We start from the raw sequence: 18050 nt of genomic DNA, 5'->3' as shown, positions 1-18050 counted from the left end.
GTGTACGACGCTCCGCGGCAGTCGGTCCCATGCCGGCAGGAGATCGTCGTACCAGCCCATGATCGTGCGCACCGACTCCCGCCGGTCCGCGTCCTCTACGGCGTGCAGCGACGCCTCGACGATCTCAGCGGCCCGGCGCATGTCCCAGTCGTGCGGTTCCAAACCCACCGGTGGCTCCACGCTGGAGAGTCCGAGGCTCAGCCGCCCAGCGGCTTTGCCCAGCTGACGCAGCAGCGCCGCGGGGTGGTCGTCGAGTTCCGCCAGGACCCGGCCCTCGAGCCAGCTCATCACGCGGACCACGTGCGTTCGGCCCTCGTGGACGACGCCGGCAAGGCACTTCCCCTCGCGCGTCGGGACCAGTCGTGGCACCGGAAGGTCGGGCACGGTGGAGGCCAGGTGCTGGAGGAGCGCGTTCTGCCAGAGGACGTCGGCCGAGTCCGGCTCCGCGCGGGTGACCCGTACGAAGTAGCGCATGCCGTCAGCGCCGGTGATCCGGACGTTCTGGTCGACCTCCCCTCCCAGTGGGTGCTGGGCATATCCCTCGAGTCCGAAGGACTGCCGCAGTACCTGATCGAGGAGCGGGCCCGGCAGTTGGCTGGCGTGACCGGGGGTGGTCGTTCCGTCCCGGCCGGTGGTGGTCGCTGAGGTCATCGGTGCGTTCTCTCTCTCGTCGTCAGCTCGCTCATCACTCACCGCGGGCCTGCGTCAGCCGCGGCAGCCCTGCCCGCCGCCCCCGGGGCGCACTCCCCCGCTTGGTACTTCCCCTCGATGCCCCCACTCCGACGGCCGCAGGGCTCGGGCCCAGCACGCTCTCCCCCACCTGGTCGGCGATCAGGTCCGAGGTGGGCCGTCCGTCAAAGGCGGAGCGCTCATCGAGACCGGTCATCAGCGCACGCGGCGGCGGTCATGACGTCCCAGGTGACGTTGGCGGCGAGCACCCCGCGCAGCGCCTCGGCGGGGTCCAGCGGTGTCCTCATGGTCCTCGGCCCACGCCTTGAGCTCGGCGTAGTCTTCGAGGGAGTCCTGGGTGATCTCGATCCCGCTCTGCCGGGTGAACCTGTCGTCCAGCGAGGGGAGAGCCCGCACATCGACGACGCCGACGGCAGGCGCTACATCGACGGCCTGTGAGGGCCGGCCCGCGTCGGCCTGGTCGTCGACCTGACCCCGCGCCGACTGCGCGAGAACCGGCCTCCTCGTCCGCTCGCATGACCAGTCGTACGACGTGTAGGACAGGCTGAAGCCGTGGCGGCGGCCGAGCACATCGAGCACCTGCTGTGCCGGGGGCAGTACCTCGGCGCCGATGCCGTCGCCCGGGATCAGGGCAATCCGGTGGTTCGTCGTCATGGCGTCGATTGCAGCAGGGTGGTCCGTGGGGCGTCCAAGACGCAAAGCGGATCTGCCTTATAAGCGGGGCCTATCAGCTGTCGGTGGCCGAGGTCGCGGCCGTGACGAGCGCGGCGGCCGCGGGCGAGAGGAGGCCGCAGCTGGCGACGAGGGCGATGTCCAAGGTGTTCTCCGGCTCGATGTCCAGGACGCGGGCGCCCACGAGCCGCGATAAAGCCGCCTTATAGGGCGGCCTTATAAAGCACATCGGGATTGAGTCTTGGACGCGCTGCCCGGCCCACTGCTGCAATCGGCCGTATGACGAACCAGAACCACCGCCTCACCCTCGCCCCCGGTGACGGCATCCGGGCCGGCTACCTGCCGCCCGCCCGGCGATCGCCGAAGGCACCCGTCCCCTTCTACGACGCCACCGCCTGGTTCCTGCCGTCCGGCGGTGCCTGCGACAGGGCGAAGGACGAGTCGTTCTGAGCCGATACCGACGGCGGTGACAGTGCCCAGACTTTCCGCGGCGTGGTCCTGGCAAGTCGCACCGCCCTGACGGGTCGTGCTCGCTCTCCCTCTTGCCGCACCCCACGCACCCGCACGCCCTGACACGCTCCGAGAGAAGGCCCGGCCTGCCATGACCGCCGTAGCGCACCGCAGCGAGCACGACCTGCTCGGTTATCGCGATGTCCCCGTCGAGGCGTACTGGGGCATCCACACCCTGCGCGCCAGGGAGAACTTCGCCATCACGGGCACGCCGATGGCCTCCTGCCCGCATCTGATCGACGCTCTGGCCGCCGTGAAGGAGGCCGCCGTCCTGGCGAACGAGGAACTCGGCCTGCTGGGGCCGAGGAAGGCGGCCGCCATCGTGGAGGCGTGCCGTAAGATTCGTGAGGGCAAGCTGCATGACCAGTTCGTCGTCGACGTCATCCAGGGCGGCGCCGGCACCTCCACCAACATGAACGCCAACGAGGTCGTGGCGAACCGGGCGCTGGAGCTGCTGGGGCATGCCAAGGGCCAGTACGAGCACCTGCACCCCAACCAGGACGTCAACCTCGGCCAGTCCACCAATGACGTCTATCCGACCGCCGTCAAGATCGCGACAGTGTATGCGGTGCGCGGGCTGCTGAAGGCGATGGCGGTGCTACAGGACGCTTTCGCGGCCAAGGCGGTTCAGTTCCGTGACGTGCTGAAGATGGGCCGCACTCAGCTGCAGGACGCGGTCCCGATGACGCTCGGTCAGGAATTCTCGGCCTACGCGCTCATGCTGGAGGAGGACCGCAGCCGGCTCTCCGAGGCCGTGGAGCTGATGCACGAGATCAACCTCGGGGCCACCGCGATCGGCACCGGTCTCAACGCCCCCGCCGGCTACGCCGAGGCCGCCCGCCGCCACCTCGCCGCCATCACCGGACTGCCGCTGGTTACCGCCGCCAACCTGGTGGAAGCCACCCAGGACTGCGGGGCGTTCGTGCAGATGTCCGGTGTGCTCAAGCGGGTCGCGGTCAAGCTCTCCAAGAGCTGCAACGACCTGCGGCTGCTGTCGTCGGGGCCGCGCGCCGGGCTCGGGGAGATCAACCTGCCGCCCGTGCAGGCCGGTTCGTCGATCATGCCGGGCAAGGTCAACCCGGTGATCCCGGAGGTCGTCAACCAGGTCGCCTTCGAAGTGATCGGCAACGACGTCACCATCACCATGGCCGCCGAGGCCGGACAGCTCCAGCTCAACGCCTTCGAACCGATCATCTGGCACTCCCTCTCAAAGAGCATCACACACCTTCAGCGCGCGTGCCTGACCCTGGCCGAGCGGTGCGTCGCGGGGATCACGGCCAACACCCAGGCGCTACGGGCGGCGGTGGAGAACTCGATCGGCCTGGTCACCGCCCTCAACCCGTACATCGGCTACGAAGCGGCCACCGGCATCGCCGCGGAGGCCCTCGCCACCGGACGCGGAGTCGCCGAACTCGTCCTGGACAAGGGCCTGCTGCCCGCCGGGACCCTCGCGGAGCTGCTCCGTCCCGAGTCCGTCGCGGGACCCGGTCAAGCCCTGGTGTGACTGACGTTCCCCCCTCCCCCAACTATCCGTAATGGAGCTGGAATTCGCCATGTCCCTACCCCTGCATGCCCAGACGCGGCCCGTTCCCGAGGCAGCGGTGCTCGAAGGGCTGCCCCCGGTCCGAGAGGTGAGCGCCGCGGAAGTGGCCGCCCGGATATCCGGCGGTCCCCGTCTCGTCGTCCTCGACGACGATCCGACCGGCACCCAGACGGTCGCCGACGTGCCCGTCCTGACGTCCTGGACGGTTGAGGACCTGCGCTGGGCGCTGCGCCAGCCCAGTGGCGTCTTCTTCGTCCTCACCAACACCCGCAGCCTGCCTGCCGAGGACGCCGCCGCGCGCAACCGCGAGGTGGTCCGCGCCCTGCACGCGGCCGCCGCGGCCGAGGGCACCGGTTACGTCCTGGCCAGCCGTGGCGACTCGACGCTGCGCGGCCACTTCCCGCTGGAAACCGACGTCCTCGCCGAAGAGCTGACCGAGCTGGACGGCAAAGCTCCGGACGGAGTGGTGCTGGTCCCCGCCTACATCGAGGCGGGCCGGCTGACCGTCGGCTCCGGCCACTGGATGCGCACGGCCGACGGGCTGCTGCCGGTCGGGATGAGCGAGTTCGCCCGTGACGCCACCTTCGGCTACCGCAGCTCGTCGCTGCCCGAGTGGGTCGAGGAAAAGACGGGCGGAGGCATCCCCGCGGACCAGGTCCTGCGCATCACCCTCGACGACCTGCGCGCCGGCGGCCCGGCGCACACGGCGCGGCTGCTGTGCTCGCTGCGCGGCGGACGGGTGGCCGTGGTCGACGCGGTGTGCGACGACGACCTGCGGGTGCTCGCTCTGGCCCTCGCGGAGGCGGAGGGCAACGGCACGCGGCTGCTGTACCGGGTCGGACCGTCCTTCGTCAGAGCCCGCGCCGGACAGGCCGGACGGGCACCGCTCACCCCGGCCGAACTGCGCCCGCTGCGCGGCGACGCGCCGCACGGTCTCATCGTCGTGGGGTCCCATGTCGCGCTGACGACACGGCAGTTGGACCGGCTGCGGGAGCGAGGCGGGATCGCCGAGTACGAGCTGGACGTGGCCCTGCTGCTCGACGAGGAGCGGCGTGACGCCCACATCGCCGAGGTCGCGGCCGCGGCCGCCGGCGCGCTGGAGTCGGCCGACGCGGTGATCCGCACCTCTCGCGTGCTGGTGACGGGTGCCGACGCGGACGACAGTCTGGCGATTTCCCGCCGGGTCTCCGCCGCGCTCGTTCAGACCGTGCGCCGGGTCAACGCCATTCGGCGGCCCGCTTTCGTCGTCGCCAAGGGCGGTATCACCTCCAGCGACACCGCCACGCACGGCCTTGAGATCCGCCGTGCCTGGGCTCGGGGAACGCTGCTGTCGGGCATCGTCTCGCTCTGGGAGCCCGCGGACGGTCCCGCCGCCGGCATCCCCTACATCGTCTTCGCCGGGAACGTCGGGGGCGCCGACGCCCTCGCTGACGCCCTCGACCTGCTCAGGAGTGCCTGATGCTGCTGCACGGAACCGATGCCCTGAAGGAGGCCGCGGCCGCCGGTCACGCCCTGCCCGGGTTCGTCGCCTACAACCTGGAGACGGTCCAGGGCGTCACGGCCGCTGCCGAGGCCGCCGGACGGCCGGTGGTCATCCAGGCGGGCTCCAGTCCCTTCAAGCACGCCGGCCGCGAGGCCCTGATGCTGCTGGCGCTGGACGCCGCCGCGCGCTCCACGGCCCCTCTCGGTGTGCACCTCGACCACAGCCGGGACCTGGACGAGATCACCGCCTGCCTCGAGGCGGGCTACACCTCCGTCATGGTCGACGGCTCGCACCTGCCGTTCGCCGAGAACATCGCGCTGACGAAGGAGGCGGTCCGCCGGGCCCGCGACCACGGTGCCTGGGTGGAGGCCGAACTCGGTGCGCTCCCCGGTGACGAGGACGTCTCCACCGACGCCGTCGCGCAGGCCGCGGCGATGACCGATCCGCAGCAGGCGGCCGAATTCGTGGCCGCGACGGGCGTGGACGCACTCGCCGTCGCCGTCGGCAACGTCCACGGCTTCACCAAGGACCCGGTCCGCCTGGACCTGGAGCGGCTGGCCGCGATCCACGAGGCCGTGACCGTCCCGCTCGTCCTGCACGGCGCCAGCGGTCTGCCCGTCGGGGAACTGCACGGCGCCCTCGCCCGAGGCGTCGCCAAGGTCAATGTCAACGCCGAACTGCGCCGCGCCTATCTGGAGGCCGTCCGCGTGGCCCTCCCGTCCGCGTTGCCCGGCTCCGACGTCGTCTCCCTGTGGGCGGCGGGCCGCGACGCGGTCCGGGACGCCGCCCTGGAGGTCATCGGCCGCTTGAGCCCCCGCGCCGAGGGGACGCACGCGTGACCTGATTCAGCCCCGCTGCCCTGGCCGCACCGCACCGCCAGACACAAGACCGTCGTACGCCCCCGGCCGTGCGCGCTGCGCGCGGTTCGCACCGCTCTGTTCCGCGCTCTCGTGCCCTCCCGCGCATGCGGGCCGGTACCTCACCCTGTTGGAGCCAGCATGTCCACCACTGCCTCGATCGCCGTCCTGCACACCAGCCTGCTGTTCGTCAACCCCGATTCGGTCATCAATGAATACCTCGCGGAACTCGCGCCGGACGCCCGGGTCCTGCACTTCGTCGACAGCGATGTGCTCGCAGCCGTGGTGCGCGACGGTGAGGTCTCATCCGCCAGCACGCAGCGCATGGTGCACCTGGCCCAGGCCGCGGAGTCCGCGGGGGCCGACGTCATCTTCTCCGCCTGCTCCTCGGTCGGTCCGGCCATCGACGTGGCCCGACGCCTGGTCTCCGTCCCGATCGTCAAGATCGACGACGCGATGACCGCGTCAGCGGTCGAGACCGCCGAGGCCATCGGCGTTCTGGCGACGGTCCCCACGACGCTGCCGCCGACCCGTGCCCTCGTCGAGGAGAAGGCCCGGGCCGCCGGTCGCGACATCACCGTCCAGGAGCGGCTGTGCGAGGGTGCCTTCTCGGTGCTGATGTCCGGTGACCGCGACCGCCACGACGCAATGGTGCTGGACGGAGCACGGGCGCTGGCCAAGGAGGTCGACGTGATCGTGCTGGCGCAGGCATCCATGGCACCGCTGGCTCCCGCGATCGCCGAAGCGGTCGGCAAGCCCGTGCTCTCCAGCCCGCGCAGCGGAGCGGAGAACGCGGTGCGTGTGCTGAACGAGCAGACGGCTGCACCTGCCCATGCCACGGACAGGGCCTCTGAGACCACGGGATGGCAGGGAGGCTGCGGAGCAAGGTGATCGAACCACTGACCGTAGCCGTCCCCGGCCGGAACACAGGAGCCAGCATGCCGAGGTTCGCAGCGAACCTGTCCATGATGTACAACGAGCACGATTTTCTCGACCGCTTCGCCGCGGCCTCGGCTGATGGCTTCCACGGGGTCGAGTACCTCTTCCCCTATACGTACGACGCCGCCGAGCTGCGCCACCGGCTCGACGACCACGGCCTGGTGCAGGTGCTCTTCAACGCACCTGCAGGAGCGTGGGAGTCCGGGGAGCGCGGGATGGCGGCACTGCCCGGACGTGAGGCGGAGGTGCGTTCCGGGGTGGACCGGGCGCTGGAGTACGCGGGGGTGCTGGGCTGCCCTCGGGTGCACCTGATGGCCGGGCTGGTCCGACCGGACGCGACACCGGCCGAGCGGGCCAAGCACCGCGACACCTACCTGACCAACCTGGCGTGGGCCGCGGAACGGGCCGCCGCGGCGGGTGTCGACATCCTGATCGAGCCGATCAACGGCCGCGACATGCCCGGGTACTTCCTGAGCACCCAGGCCGAGGCCCACGCGGTGGTGCAGGAGGTGGGAGCCTCCCATCTCAAGGTGCAGCTCGACCTTTACCACTGCCAGATCGTCGAGGGCGACCTCACCACGACACTGCGCCGCGACCTGCCGACCGGCCGGGTCGGTCATCTGCAGATAGCGGGCGTGCCCGACCGGGGTGAACCCGACCAGGGTGAGTTCAACCTCCACCACCTGCTCGACGTGATCGACGAGCTGGGCTTCGACGGGTGGGCCGGCTGCGAGTACCGCCCCCGCGCCGGCACGAGCGAAGGTCTTGGCTGGCTCGACGACTACCGCAGCCACCGAGCAGAAAGCGCACGAGGATGAGCGGTACGGCCTCGACCCCGACCTGGTCAACTTGGCCAAACTCCATCACACAACTCCTCACCGCCGACCCGGCCGCCCGGGCCGGCGCCCATGAGGCCGTCGAGACCGCCTGCGCCCTGCTGTCGGACGTCATCGCCATCCACCAGCGCCACGCGGACGACTACGCCGCGCCCACGCGCCCCGTTCTCCAGGAGACTCACCGTGTCTGACACCGTCGTACCCCCCGGCATCACATTGGGCGCCGACACGGCGCCCGTGCACAACCCCTATACCGGCGAGGTCATCGCGTCGGTGCCCACCGTCGACGCGGGCGCCGTCGGCGGCATCCTGCAGCAGGCCAGACGCGGGCGCCGCACCGCCGCCGCGCTGTCCCGCGCCTCCCGGGCCGCCGTCCTGGAACGCGCCGCCCACCTGATCGAGCGGCGCACCGAGTCCTTCGCCCAGCTGATCGTCAGCGAGGCCGGCAAGACCATCACCCAGGCCCGCAAGGAAGTGGCCCGCGCGGTCAACACCCTGTCCCTGTCCGCGGCCGAGGCACGGCGCAACGCCGGTGAGGTCATCCCCTTCGACTCCCACGAGGGCTCGGAGAAACGGCAGGGCTGGTTCACCCGGGAACCGCTGGGCATCATCGCCGCCATCACCCCGTTCAACGACCCCCTCAACCTGGTCGCCCACAAACTCGGCCCGGCCATCGCCGGCGGCAACGCGGTCATCCTCAAACCCTCCGCCCTGACCCCGCTGTCCGCGCTGCGCCTGGTCGACACCCTCATCGAGGCCGGCCTGCCCGAGGAGATCGTCACCGTCGTCAACGGCGACGCTGGCATCGCCGCCGCGATCGTCGCCGCCCCCGACGTGCGGATGGTGTCCTTCACCGGCGGATTCGCCACCGGCGAGGCCATCTCCCGCACCGCCGGCCTGAAGAAGCTTGCCATGGACCTGGGCGGCAACGCCCCGGTCATCGTCATGGACGACGCCGACCTGGAGGAGGCCGTGGCCTCGTGTGTCTCCGGCGCGTTCTGGGCCGCGGGTCAGAACTGCATCGGCACCCAGCGGATCCTGATCGCCCAGGACGTCTACGAGCGCTTCCGTGACGCCTTCGTCGCCCGCACCGAGCTGCTGCGCGTCGGCGACCCCCTCGACGACACCACCGACGTCGGCCCCATGATCACCCAGCAGGCCGCGGCCGCCACCCGGGCCAAGGTCGACACGGCGGTGGCCGAAGGCGCGGTGCTGCTGTGCGGCAACGACGTCGACGGCGCCCTGTACACGCCGGCCGTCCTGGAAGGCGTCCCGGCGACCTGCTCGATCTGGCAGGAGGAGGTGTTCGCCCCGGTCGTCGTGCTGCAGCCGTTCACGTCCTTCGAGGACGCCATCGAGCAGGCCAACGCCATCGACTACAGCCTCCACGCGGGCATCTTCACCTCGCGCCTGGACCGCGCCCTGAGCGCGGCCCGGCAGCTGGAAGCCGGCGGAGTCATGATCAACGACTCGTCCGACTACCGCTTCGACGCCATGCCGTTCGGCGGATTCAAGTACGGCAGCATGGGCCGCGAAGGCGTGCGCTTCGCCTTCGAGGACATGACCCAGCCCAAGGTCGTCTGCATCAACCACATCACCGACGTGGTGCACTGACCGCCTTCCGCGCCGAGCGCGACTGCCTGGGCAGCGGCGCGACCGGAGGGATTGTCAGATCGATGGATGGGGCGCGCCTGACTGTCTGTAGCACCAGCCTCATGAAGCCAGCTGAACGATCGCCTGCCCCCCTGACAGCAGAAGGGTGCCTCCCACCTGCGATGATCTGGACTGTCTAGATCAAGAAGACCGCGAGGGAAGAGGCACCCAACGGGTGAGGAGTACCGGCTGGGATCATCGGCTTGCCCTGCGGGCCGACGGCAAGAACCTGATCGGCCACGCGGGCGTGGTGCTGCTGCGGAAGGTTGCCACCCGCGTCGGGCCTGGCCACTGCGCTGAACGCGGCGTTGCCGAGGAGCACCGGGCCGGACCGGCGGGACCGGGCACGGCGCTGGTTCGGCTGGCCTGCGCAATCGTGCTCGGTGCGACGAACGTCTTGGAGGCCGAGCAACTCCAGTACCACTGGCGGGCGGTGTTCGGCCGACCGGTCTCGGACAGCACTGCCCGGATCGAGCGCGCCCGCGCCGCGATACGCCGCGTGGTGTGGACGCTGCTCGCCCTGCGGCCCGGCGGCCCTGCATCTCGGTGTGCGGCCGCGAGCTGGCCAACTGGTACGTCCTCGACCTGGACGCGACCATCGTCACCTGCACCAGCCGCAAGGAAAGGCGCCGGCGGGCACCTTCAAGGGGAGTTCAGTCACATTCCGCTGGGTGCGTGGGTGGCCAACACCCGTGAGTGCGTCGCCATGCTGCTGCGGCCCGGCACCGCCCCGCCCCGCCCCGCCCCGCCCAATGACGTTACCGACCACAAGACGGTCCTGGCCTCGCAGTTTCGGCAGCTCCCGCTGCCGCTGTGGTCGAAGCTGCTGGTACGGATCGACGGCGCAGCCTTCAGCCACGCCCTGCTCGATCATCTCCAACAGCTGTCCCCGAGCCGGCGCCGGGTGCGCTGGGTGACCGGCTGGGCCGTCAACGCCACGGACGAGCAGGCCATCGCGTTGCTGCCGGAGAAGGTGTGGACGGCCGCGCTGCGGCAGGACGGCAAGGTCCACGAGACCAAGGGACCCGACGGCGACATGGTTTCCTACCAAGTCGCCGAGTTGACCTGCCTGCGCGACCTGACCGGCTGGCCGACCGGGTTGCGGCTGATCGTGCGCTGGCTCAAGCCCTCGCGGCGGGATGCGATGAAGTTGACCGCCTTCGAGAAACACACCGGCTGGCACTATCAGATCCTCGCCCACGAACGTCCCCGCTCACCACGGGCTTTCCGGAGTTCCCGGCTCCAGGCAGGTGTGGTTCGTGCACGCCCTCTACCGTGGTCACGCCGAGATCGAGGACTGCGGGAAAGCGATAAAACGGGTCAGCCTCGGGCTGCTGCCCTCGAAGTCCTGGCCGCCTGGTTGCTGGCCGCCACGATCGCCGCCGACCTCGACGCCTGCACCCGGCTCCTTCTCCTGCACGACGAGCCCGAACTCGTCGCCGCCGAGCCGCAAACGATCCGCATGAAGCTGTACCACCTGCCCGCCCACCTCACCGCCCGCGCCCGTAGAACGACACCAGAGAGGAGCGCACAGCACCACCTCGGGCCCGTGGAACCCGACGCCATCGCAGCATTACGGGACGGCCAAGGTCAGCGCGTGCCGGTTGATATGGATCGGTCTCGACGTTGCTGCCCGGCGTAGAACTGGGGATGGGATCGGGGTCTTGACGCTGCTGTTCGCGTGCATGGCAGTGGCGACGTGGCTGGCGGAGGCGGCAGACCCGACGGGCCGCTGGTGGTGGGCCGGCGTGGTCTGTGTTCTTTGGCTGGCTTCGCTCTTCTCTATGGTCAACCGCGGATACAGCCGAACGCTTCTCGCACCTGATCGGATGCAGTTCTCCACGCTTGTCAGTCGCAGATCGATTCCGTGCAATGAGATCACCAGGATTGAAGCTGCCGGTGGCCTTCTGCTTGCGGTGCGCACCGTTGCGCTTACAGTGCTTCGCAGGCTCGGCCGGACCATGCCGTCGAGCCGGGCCGGCCGCCACGTTCCGCTGCCGTCTGCGCGAGGCGCTGGAGAACTGGCGGTGCGCTTCGCCACCCACCGCCTGCGGGCCGCGGGCGCACGGATGGCCTCTTCGATCTGGACCCTCCGTGCGCCCGTCTGCTTTCCACGCGGCGACGTCGAGCAGCACGGATGGGACCGGGCGGCAGCGGACGGTCCCATCGCCGCATACCCCGTCGCTGAGCCGCATTTCTGCCACAGGACGGTCCTCGGAGCATCGAGGGCATGTGTCTACTGGGCAGGTTGCCCTCGCGAGAGGTCCCGACGCCGATCGTGCCCTACGGGATCAGCGTTACGACACGGTCAGGTAGATCTTGCGCACGGTTTCGATGGTCTTCCAGACACCGACGTAGCCCGGCTTCATGACAAAACTGTCGCCTGCCTTGTAGATCACCGGCTCGCCGCCTTCCGGCGTGAGTTCGATGACGCCGGAAAGGATGTGGCAGAACTCGAAGGTCTCGCCCTTGATCGAGCGCGTTTCGCCGGGCGTGGCTTCCCAGACACCCGTGTTGATCGTTCCGTCACGGGCGGCGTCCTGGGCCCAGGTCTTGTAAGTCGGGTCGCCGGAGATCAGGCGTTCCGGCAGCGGGCCGGACTCGCTGGGAGCGAAGGAGGGGTTGGTGTCGATGGTCTTCAGGAGCGACATGCTCTTTCCTCTGTTGGTTTCGGGATCGATGTGAATCGAGAGCGGACATACCAGGTGTCACCGGGTCGGGTTCGACCAGGCTCATCGTGCATCTGGGACCAGGGCCTGACGGCTGCGCTCCACGGTCACGGCGCGCAGTAGGTCGGTGAGTCTCTCGGCGGGCAACAGGCCCTTCTCATGAGCGCCCTCTTGGCTTCCGGTGCTGCCCAGGCCGGCTGTCGACCGGTCAGCGGATGCGGTCCAGCGTCTTGTAGTAGGCGCCCGCGAAGGGCAGGAACCAGGCAGTGCCGTTGTAGAGGGGGATACGGGGCGGGGCGATGTCGCGGACGGGGCTGACCTCGGGGTGGCCGTCCATCACCTCGGCCATGACCTGCCCCATGTGGGTGGCCATCTGCACGCCGTGGCCGGAGTAGCCCATCGAGTAGTAGACGCCGTCATCGGTCTGACCGGCGTGCACGATGCGGTCCATGGCGAAGCCGACGGAGCCGCCCCACAGGTATTCGATCTTGGTGCGGGAGAGCTGGGGGAAGGTCGCGCACATATCACGGAACAGGACCTGTCCGCTCTTCTTGTCCGAGGTGGGGTCGGACGGTGCGAAGCGGGCGCGGCCGCCGAACAGCAGCCGGTTGTCCGGGGTGAGCCGGAAGTAGTGGCAGACCTTGTTGGAGTCGACGAGGAGGCGGGCCTTGGGGATGATGTCCCGGGCGAGCTCCTCGCCGAGCGGCTCGGTGACGATGATGAAGCTGCCCACGCAGACCTGCTGGCGGCGCAGCCAGGGGAAGTTCTTGTCGGTGTAGGCGTCGGTGGCCATCATGACCTGCCCGGCACGGATGACACCACGCTCGGTCTGCACCTCGTACCGGCCGGTGGCGGTGCGCCGCACGCCGATGGCCGCGTTGCGCTCGTGGATCTCGACACCGGTGCGCTCGCACGCCTCGGCCATACCGCGCACGAAGCGGCCGACGTGCAGGGCGGCGCTGAACGGGTCGAGCAGTCCGCCGTGGTAGGCGTCGGAGCCGATCTCGGAACGCAGCTCGGACTTGCCGATCAGAGTCGTCTCGTGTCCGAAGTACTTGGACAGGGCGCGCTGCTTGGCCTTCTGGTTCTCGAAGTGCGAGGGGCGGGATGCGAGGGCCAGGCGTCCGACACGGCGGAACTGGCAGTCGATGGACTCCTTGTTCACGAGCCGCTCGACGGTGTCCACGGCCTCGCCGTAGGAGTTGTAGATCTCGCGGGCCCGTTCGGGTCCGTACCGGCGGATGGCCTGGCGTATGCCGATGGTGAAGCCCAGGTTGGCCATGCCGCCGTTGCGGGCGGAGGCACCGGAGCCGATCTGGCCCTTCTCGACGAGGGTGACACGGGCGCCCTTGCGGGCGGAGTGCAGGGCGGTGGACAGACCCGTCAGGCCGGCGCCGACGACCACGAGGTCCGTGTCCTCGGTCAGCGGCTTGCCGGACCGGTCGGGAAACGCCCCTGCGGTTTCTATCCAGTAGGGAATTGTCTTCATGTCGGGTCCTTAGCGGGAAGTTTCGAAGGGGCGCGGCCGGGCACCACCAGGAGCGCGGCCTACGGGGCTGCGGTCGCTGATCAGCGAGGGCTGGATCCGATCAGCGGCACAAAGCGGTTGCAGACGCGGGCGAGGGGGCAGGTCTCGCCCGCGGTCGGCGCGACATCAGGTCGACGACCAGGCCGACGCGGGCCGGCCCCCACAGGCCGTCGATGTAGCGCCTGCCGTCGGCGTCGTCGGCGTGGGGACCCTCCCCCGCCGGACGACGAGGAGGTCCTCGCCTTCCGGGCCGAGCGAGCCGTTGGCGGTCATGTGCAGCAGGTGCCGCTGAGCGATGGCGGCGGTGGTCATACCGTCTCGCCTGCGGGGTTGGCGACGCCTGCCGTGTTCTCCACCGAGAGCAGGGAGCCCTGCTTTCCGGAGCCGATCCAGCGGACCAGGGCGACCAGGCCCAGGGCGAGGATGGCGAAGGCGGTGAGCAGTGCGCTGACCGCGGTGACGCTGGGGTCGATCTCGAAGGTGAGGGAGTTGTAGACCTGCACCGGCAGGGTGACGGTGTCGACGGAGGAGAGGAACTGGGAGATGTAGAACTCGTCGAAGCTGGTGATGAAGGAGAAGATCGCCGCTGCGATCATGCCGGGCGCGGCGAGGGGGAAGGTGATGCGCCGGGCGATGGTCAGCCGGCTGGCGCCCATGCTGGCGGCGGCGTCCTCGAGGCGTTCGTCGATCCCGCGCAGGGTCGCGATCAGGATGAGGACCGCGATGGGCGAGGCGAGCACGGTGTGTCCGAGGGCGATGGCGATCGGGCTGCCCAGCATCGCGGCCGGCTCGAAGAACAGGAACAGGCCAAGCGCGGTGACGATCTGCGGGATGACCAGCGGCCCGAGGACCAGGGCGAAGACCGCCGAGCGCAGCGGCAGTTCACTGCGGGTCAGCGCGGTCGCCGCGGTGACAGCGATGACCAGGGAGAACACGGTGCTCAGGGCGGCGACCAGGGCGCTCAGGGAGAGCGCGGCTGGCCATTTGCTGCCGTCGGCGAACAGTGCCTTGTACCAGTTCAGCGTCCACGCCTCCGGCGGGAAGGCCGCGACGGCGTTGTTGCTGAAGGAGGTGACGAGGATGACCACGATCGGCAGCGCCAGGAACAGCAGGATCACGGTGGATATGGCGGTCAGGGCGATGCGCCCGGCGAGGCTGCTGCGCAGTTCCATCATGACGCGCTCCTCTTCTTACGGGCGCCCAGGGAACTGACGGCCTTGACCATCAGCAGTCCGGCGAAGGTGAGCAGCAGCAGGATGACGCCTTGCGCGGCGGCTCCGTTCCACTGGTTCTCCTTGGTGACCTGCTGGTTGATGAGGGTGGCGATCATCGTCTGGTTGGGTCCGCCCATCAGGGCCGGGGTGATGTAGTAGCCCAGCGAGAGGATGAAGCTGAGCAGTCCGGCACTGGCCAGCCCGGGAGCGACCAGGGGCAGGTAGACCCGGCTGAAGATCGTCACCCGGCCCGCGCCCATGCTGGCCGCCGCGGCGAGCAGGCGGCGGTCCACCCCGCGCATCACGCCGTACAGCAGCAGCACCGTGTACGGCAGCATCATCGAGGTGGTACCGATGACCACACCCAGCTCGTTGTAGAGCAGCTGCAACGGCGCGCCCGGTATCGACAGGGCGGTGAGGGTCTCGTTCACCAGGCCCTTGTCGCCGAGCATGATGATCCAGCCGTAGGTACGCACCAGAGCACTGATGAAGTGCGGTACGACCACGACCAGCATGGCAAGGCCCGCCAGGATGGGCTTCAGCCGAGTGATCGCGTTGGCCAGGAGGAACCCGAAGACCAGGCTGAGCACGGCCGTCTCGGCGGAGATCCGCAAGGTGGTGATCAGGACGGAGAGGTTGACACCCGTCAGGGCGTCGGCGTACCAGTGCAGCGTGAAGGCGCCGTGGGCGTCCTGCAGGCTCAGCAGCAGGGTGCTGAAGATCGGGTAGACGAACAGCACCAGCAGGTAGACGACGACCGGCAGGGCGTAGAGGATCCCGACGCGGGTCTTGCGCGAGGCCAGGAGCTTGCGCGGACGGGCGGGAGCCCCCGCGGTGAGGGTGGCTGCCATGGCTCACCCGTCCTGTTCGGCGAAAAGGTTGACATCGTCGGGGTCGGCGGTGATCCCGACCCGCTCACCGGCGACGGGGCCGCGGCCGGCCGGGACCTCCAGGCGCAGCAGCGGCGCCTCCTTGCCGTCGACCCGGACGCCGGCGCGGACCAGGGTGCCGACGTAGGTGGCGGTCTCGACCGTGCCGGTACAGAACCCGTCATCGGTGGCGCAGGCACGCAGCCGGCCCGGCTGCACCGCGACCTTGACAGAGGTGCCGGGGGCCAGCTGGTGGCGGCGGGCCTTCAACAGACCGCCACTGCCATCGAGGCGGACCAGGGTGTGCTCGCCGTCGTGCTTGTCCACCCGGCCGGGCAGGAAGTTGGCCGCGCCGAGGAAGTCCGCGACGAAGGGGGTCTTGGGCCGCTCGAACAGCTCGCGGGGGGTGTCGAACTGCTCGATCAGGCCGTTGCGCATGACCGCGATGCGGTCCGACATGACCAGCGCTTCTTCCTGATCGTGCGTCACATAGATGACGGTCAGGCCGAGTTCCTGCTGGATGGACTTGATCTCCACCTGGAGCTGGTCACGCAGCTTCTTGTCCAGCGCGCCGAGCGGTTCGTCCATGAGGATGACCGGCGGGCGGTAGACCAGCGCCCGGCACAACGCGACACGCTGCTGCTGACCGCCGGACAGCTCACGCGGCTTACGCCCGGCGAACCGGGACAGGCCCGCGATCTCCAGCGTCTCCCCCACCCGGCGGCGGATCTCGTCCTTGCCCACCCCGCGCAGCGTGAGCGGGAAGGCGACGTTCTCCTGCACCGTCATGTGCGGGAAGAGCAGGTACTGCTGGAAGACGAAGCCGAGGTTGCGCTTCTGCGGCGCCAGCCGCGTCACGTCCCGGCCGCCGACGGTGATGGTGCCGGAGTCCGGCTCGCAGAACCCGGCGATCATCATCAGGGTGGTGGTCTTGCCCGACCCCGAGGAGCCGAGGAAGGTGACGAACTCACCCGCCGCGATCTCCATCGACGCCTCGTCCACGGCCACGACATCGCCGTAGGTTTTGCGCAGGGCCACTACCGACAGCGCCTTGCCGGTGGCGGTGGCCGGCTTGGCGCCGGCCACCTTCACCGACGGTGTGGCAACACCGAAATCAGCCACGAGCCCACTCCAGCCAGCTCTTGGTGACGGCCGCTTCGTTCTTCAGCCACCAGTCGACATCCGCGTCGAAGCCCTTGTCGTAGTACTTGGGCGCACCGGCGAGTGCGTTGCGCTCGTCCTCGGTGAGCTTGGCGTAGGCCACCGGGGACGACGGGTTCGAGGGGAAGGCCTTCGCCAGCGCGGCCTGGCTCTCCGCACGCAAGGCGAAGTCCATCAGCTTGTAGGCGTTGTCCACGTGGGCCGCGCCCTTGGCGATGGCGTAGCCCGAGAACTGGCGGCGGATGCCGTTGAGCTGACGCTCCACCGGGACGCCCTGCTTCTGCAGGTCGGCGATCCGGCCGTCCCAGACGGTGGACATCGTCACCTCTTGGCGGCTGAGCAGCACGCCGGGCAGCGGGCCGCTGTCCCAGAACTTCTTGATGTCGGGCCGCAGGCGGGTCAGCACCTTGAAGGCGCGGTCCACATCCAGCGGGTACAGCTTGTCCATCGGGACGCCGTCGGCCAGCAGCGCGAACTCCAGCTCGGGCAGGTCACCGTCCGGGCTGCACATCGCACGGCCGCCCTGGAACGCCTTGGCGTCGAAGAAGTCCGCCCACGACTCGGGCTTCTTGCCGCCGAAGGCGTCCGTGCGGTAGGCGATGCACTGGCCGTAGAAGCTGTGGCCGATGGCATGGTCGGTGACCTGCGCCTGGGGGATCTTCGCGCTCTTGACGCTCTTGAGCCGGTCGAGGTCCAGCGCCTCCAGCGCGTCCTGCTTGGCGTACTTGGTGTGTGACACCATCGCGTCGTTGATGAGGTCGCACTGCGGGCGGCCCTGCTTGATCTGGGCCAGCAGCGGGGCGTTGTCCAGGTTGAGCACCTTGACGCTGATGCCGGTCTCCTGCGTGAACGGCGTGTAGATCGCCTTCTGCAGGGCCGCGCCGTAGGAACCGCCGCTGTCGCGGACGACCACCGTCTTGCCGCCGCCCTTGCCGCCGCCCGTGGCGGACCGGCTGGTGCCGGTACCGCAGGCGCTGAGGGCGGTCGCGGCGGCTGCACCCGCCGTGACCCCGCCTATTCCTCTCAGGAACAGTCTGCGGTCTATTCGGGTGTCTTTCATCGTGTGCCTCCTGGTGGTGCCGGCCGCGAGAAGGGGAGCGGCTGGGGACGTGGAAAGCGGCAGCTGAAGCTGGGGCTGGAGGTGATCCGCCTCGTCGGAATCGACGCCCTGGCCTGTGGGGCCGGAGGTTGGGCGCGTGGCCGTGGCGGGGTCCCACGGGAGGGAGGGCCAGGGGGGCCAGTTCCGCGTCGGGGACGGTGATGCCGTGCATGCCGTAGGCGATCCGCCCGCCGGCCGACAGCGGGGACCGTGTGCTCCCCGCTGTCGGCCGGGTGTATGGTTGGGCGGGTGGCCGGGACCACGAACCCGGACAGGGCCGTAGTAGGGGGGGTCGCCGGCAATGGAAGGGGGGTCGTAAAGGTGGCG

At 69.6% G+C, this 18050-nt stretch carries 18 protein-coding genes and 1 pseudogene; 9 read left to right on the top strand and 10 right to left on the bottom strand.

Going from position 1 to position 18050, the window contains the following annotated elements; all coding sequences use genetic code 11:
* The 3 genes and pseudogenes from ACWD26_RS43550 to ACWD26_RS43540 all read right to left on the bottom strand — a co-directional run.
* On the bottom strand, positions 1-651 hold a 651-nt coding region (locus tag ACWD26_RS43550; RefSeq protein WP_451279242.1), incomplete at its 3' end, for a phosphotransferase.
* Positions 652-1188: 537 nt separating this feature from the next.
* Positions 1189-1344, bottom strand: a pseudogene (locus tag ACWD26_RS43545) (tartrate dehydrogenase); the annotation flags it as partial.
* Positions 1345-1417: 73 nt separating this feature from the next.
* Entirely contained in the window at positions 1418-1546 is a 129-nt protein-coding gene (locus ACWD26_RS43540; protein WP_451279240.1) for a hypothetical protein, read from the bottom strand.
* A gap of 95 nt (positions 1547-1641) precedes the next feature.
* Here ACWD26_RS43540 and ACWD26_RS43535 point away from each other — a divergent pair, with 95 nt between their 5' ends.
* The 9 genes from ACWD26_RS43535 (at position 1642) to ACWD26_RS43495 (ending at position 10825) form a co-directional block, all read left to right on the top strand.
* On the top strand, positions 1642-1812 hold the full coding sequence (locus ACWD26_RS43535) for a hypothetical protein (RefSeq protein ID WP_451279238.1): 171 nt from the start codon (positions 1642-1644) through the stop codon (positions 1810-1812).
* Positions 1813-1963: 151 nt separating this feature from the next.
* Complete coding sequence (gene aspA / locus ACWD26_RS43530; RefSeq protein ID WP_451279236.1) at positions 1964-3376, top strand: aspartate ammonia-lyase; 1413 nt, start codon at positions 1964-1966, stop codon at positions 3374-3376.
* 49 nt (positions 3377-3425) lie between these two features.
* The gene (locus tag ACWD26_RS43525) at positions 3426-4874 is read left to right on the top strand and encodes a four-carbon acid sugar kinase family protein (RefSeq protein ID WP_451279234.1); all 1449 of its coding nucleotides are present in this window, start codon (positions 3426-3428) and stop codon (positions 4872-4874) included.
* Positions 4874-5737 (top strand): class II fructose-bisphosphate aldolase, encoded by an 864-nt coding sequence (locus ACWD26_RS43520; RefSeq protein ID WP_451279232.1) that lies wholly within the window; start codon positions 4874-4876, stop codon positions 5735-5737. Before ACWD26_RS43525 ends, ACWD26_RS43520 begins: the two co-directional genes overlap by 1 nt.
* A 159-nt stretch (positions 5738-5896) precedes the next feature.
* Entirely contained in the window at positions 5897-6646 is a 750-nt protein-coding gene (locus tag ACWD26_RS43515; RefSeq protein WP_451279230.1) for an aspartate/glutamate racemase family protein, read from the top strand.
* A 47-nt stretch (positions 6647-6693) separates the two neighbouring features.
* Positions 6694-7512 (top strand): 2-oxo-tetronate isomerase, encoded by an 819-nt coding sequence (gene otnI / locus ACWD26_RS43510; protein ID WP_451279228.1) that lies wholly within the window; start codon positions 6694-6696, stop codon positions 7510-7512.
* Positions 7509-7721 (top strand): hypothetical protein, encoded by a 213-nt coding sequence (locus tag ACWD26_RS43505; protein ID WP_451279226.1) that lies wholly within the window; start codon positions 7509-7511, stop codon positions 7719-7721. The genes otnI and ACWD26_RS43505 overlap by 4 nt, the downstream gene beginning before the upstream one ends.
* Positions 7714-9144 carry an aldehyde dehydrogenase family protein gene (locus tag ACWD26_RS43500; protein ID WP_451279225.1) on the top strand — a complete coding sequence of 477 codons (1431 nt, stop codon included), beginning with the start codon at positions 7714-7716 and terminating at the stop codon, positions 9142-9144. Before ACWD26_RS43505 ends, ACWD26_RS43500 begins: the two co-directional genes overlap by 8 nt.
* A 214-nt stretch (positions 9145-9358) precedes the next feature.
* Entirely contained in the window at positions 9359-10825 is a 1467-nt protein-coding gene (locus tag ACWD26_RS43495; protein ID WP_451279223.1) for an IS1380 family transposase, read from the top strand.
* A 655-nt stretch (positions 10826-11480) separates the two neighbouring features.
* Here the strand turns inward: ACWD26_RS43495 and ACWD26_RS43490 are convergent.
* The 7 genes from ACWD26_RS43490 to ACWD26_RS43460 form a co-directional block, all read right to left on the bottom strand.
* Positions 11481-11834 (bottom strand): cupin domain-containing protein, encoded by a 354-nt coding sequence (locus ACWD26_RS43490; protein ID WP_451279221.1) that lies wholly within the window; start codon positions 11832-11834, stop codon positions 11481-11483.
* 226 nt (positions 11835-12060) lie between these two features.
* Positions 12061-13341 carry an NAD(P)/FAD-dependent oxidoreductase gene (locus tag ACWD26_RS43485; RefSeq protein WP_451279219.1) on the bottom strand — a complete coding sequence of 427 codons (1281 nt, stop codon included), beginning with the start codon at positions 13339-13341 and terminating at the stop codon, positions 12061-12063.
* A gap of 165 nt (positions 13342-13506) precedes the next feature.
* Positions 13507-13692: a hypothetical protein gene (locus tag ACWD26_RS43480; RefSeq protein ID WP_451279217.1), complete on the bottom strand. Its 186-nt coding sequence runs from the start codon at positions 13690-13692 to the stop codon at positions 13507-13509.
* Complete coding sequence (locus ACWD26_RS43475; RefSeq protein ID WP_451279215.1) at positions 13689-14555, bottom strand: ABC transporter permease; 867 nt, start codon at positions 14553-14555, stop codon at positions 13689-13691. The genes ACWD26_RS43480 and ACWD26_RS43475 overlap by 4 nt, the downstream gene beginning before the upstream one ends.
* On the bottom strand, positions 14552-15445 hold the full coding sequence (locus ACWD26_RS43470) for an ABC transporter permease (protein ID WP_451279213.1): 894 nt from the start codon (positions 15443-15445) through the stop codon (positions 14552-14554). The genes ACWD26_RS43475 and ACWD26_RS43470 overlap by 4 nt, the downstream gene beginning before the upstream one ends.
* 3 nt (positions 15446-15448) lie before the next feature.
* Positions 15449-16585 carry an ABC transporter ATP-binding protein gene (locus ACWD26_RS43465; RefSeq protein ID WP_451279211.1) on the bottom strand — a complete coding sequence of 379 codons (1137 nt, stop codon included), beginning with the start codon at positions 16583-16585 and terminating at the stop codon, positions 15449-15451.
* The gene (locus tag ACWD26_RS43460; protein WP_451279209.1) at positions 16578-17684 is read right to left on the bottom strand and encodes an ABC transporter substrate-binding protein; all 1107 of its coding nucleotides are present in this window, start codon (positions 17682-17684) and stop codon (positions 16578-16580) included. The genes ACWD26_RS43465 and ACWD26_RS43460 overlap by 8 nt, the downstream gene beginning before the upstream one ends.
* Positions 17685-18050: the final 366 nt, after the last annotated feature.

Source organism: Streptomyces sp. NPDC002787 (assembly GCF_053592095.1).
Note: the sequence above shows the minus strand (reverse complement) of the source record. Positions and strands in the feature narration are given on the sequence as shown.

Coding starts and splice junctions, on each gene's coding strand:
- ACWD26_RS43535 (WP_451279238.1), top strand. CDS start 1,642: ATGACGAACCAGAACCACCGCCTCACCCTCGCCCCCGGTGACGGCATC.
- aspA (WP_451279236.1), top strand. CDS start 1,964: ATGACCGCCGTAGCGCACCGCAGCGAGCACGACCTGCTCGGTTATCGC.
- ACWD26_RS43525 (WP_451279234.1), top strand. CDS start 3,426: ATGTCCCTACCCCTGCATGCCCAGACGCGGCCCGTTCCCGAGGCAGCG.
- ACWD26_RS43520 (WP_451279232.1), top strand. CDS start 4,874: ATGCTGCTGCACGGAACCGATGCCCTGAAGGAGGCCGCGGCCGCCGGT.
- ACWD26_RS43515 (WP_451279230.1), top strand. CDS start 5,897: ATGTCCACCACTGCCTCGATCGCCGTCCTGCACACCAGCCTGCTGTTC.
- otnI (WP_451279228.1), top strand. CDS start 6,694: ATGCCGAGGTTCGCAGCGAACCTGTCCATGATGTACAACGAGCACGAT.
- ACWD26_RS43505 (WP_451279226.1), top strand. CDS start 7,509: ATGAGCGGTACGGCCTCGACCCCGACCTGGTCAACTTGGCCAAACTCC.
- ACWD26_RS43490 (WP_451279221.1), bottom strand. CDS start 11,834: ATGTCGCTCCTGAAGACCATCGACACCAACCCCTCCTTCGCTCCCAGC.
- ACWD26_RS43485 (WP_451279219.1), bottom strand. CDS start 13,341: ATGAAGACAATTCCCTACTGGATAGAAACCGCAGGGGCGTTTCCCGAC.
- ACWD26_RS43480 (WP_451279217.1), bottom strand. CDS start 13,692: ATGACCACCGCCGCCATCGCTCAGCGGCACCTGCTGCACATGACCGCC.
- ACWD26_RS43475 (WP_451279215.1), bottom strand. CDS start 14,555: ATGATGGAACTGCGCAGCAGCCTCGCCGGGCGCATCGCCCTGACCGCC.
- ACWD26_RS43470 (WP_451279213.1), bottom strand. CDS start 15,445: ATGGCAGCCACCCTCACCGCGGGGGCTCCCGCCCGTCCGCGCAAGCTC.
- ACWD26_RS43460 (WP_451279209.1), bottom strand. CDS start 17,684: ATGAAAGACACCCGAATAGACCGCAGACTGTTCCTGAGAGGAATAGGC.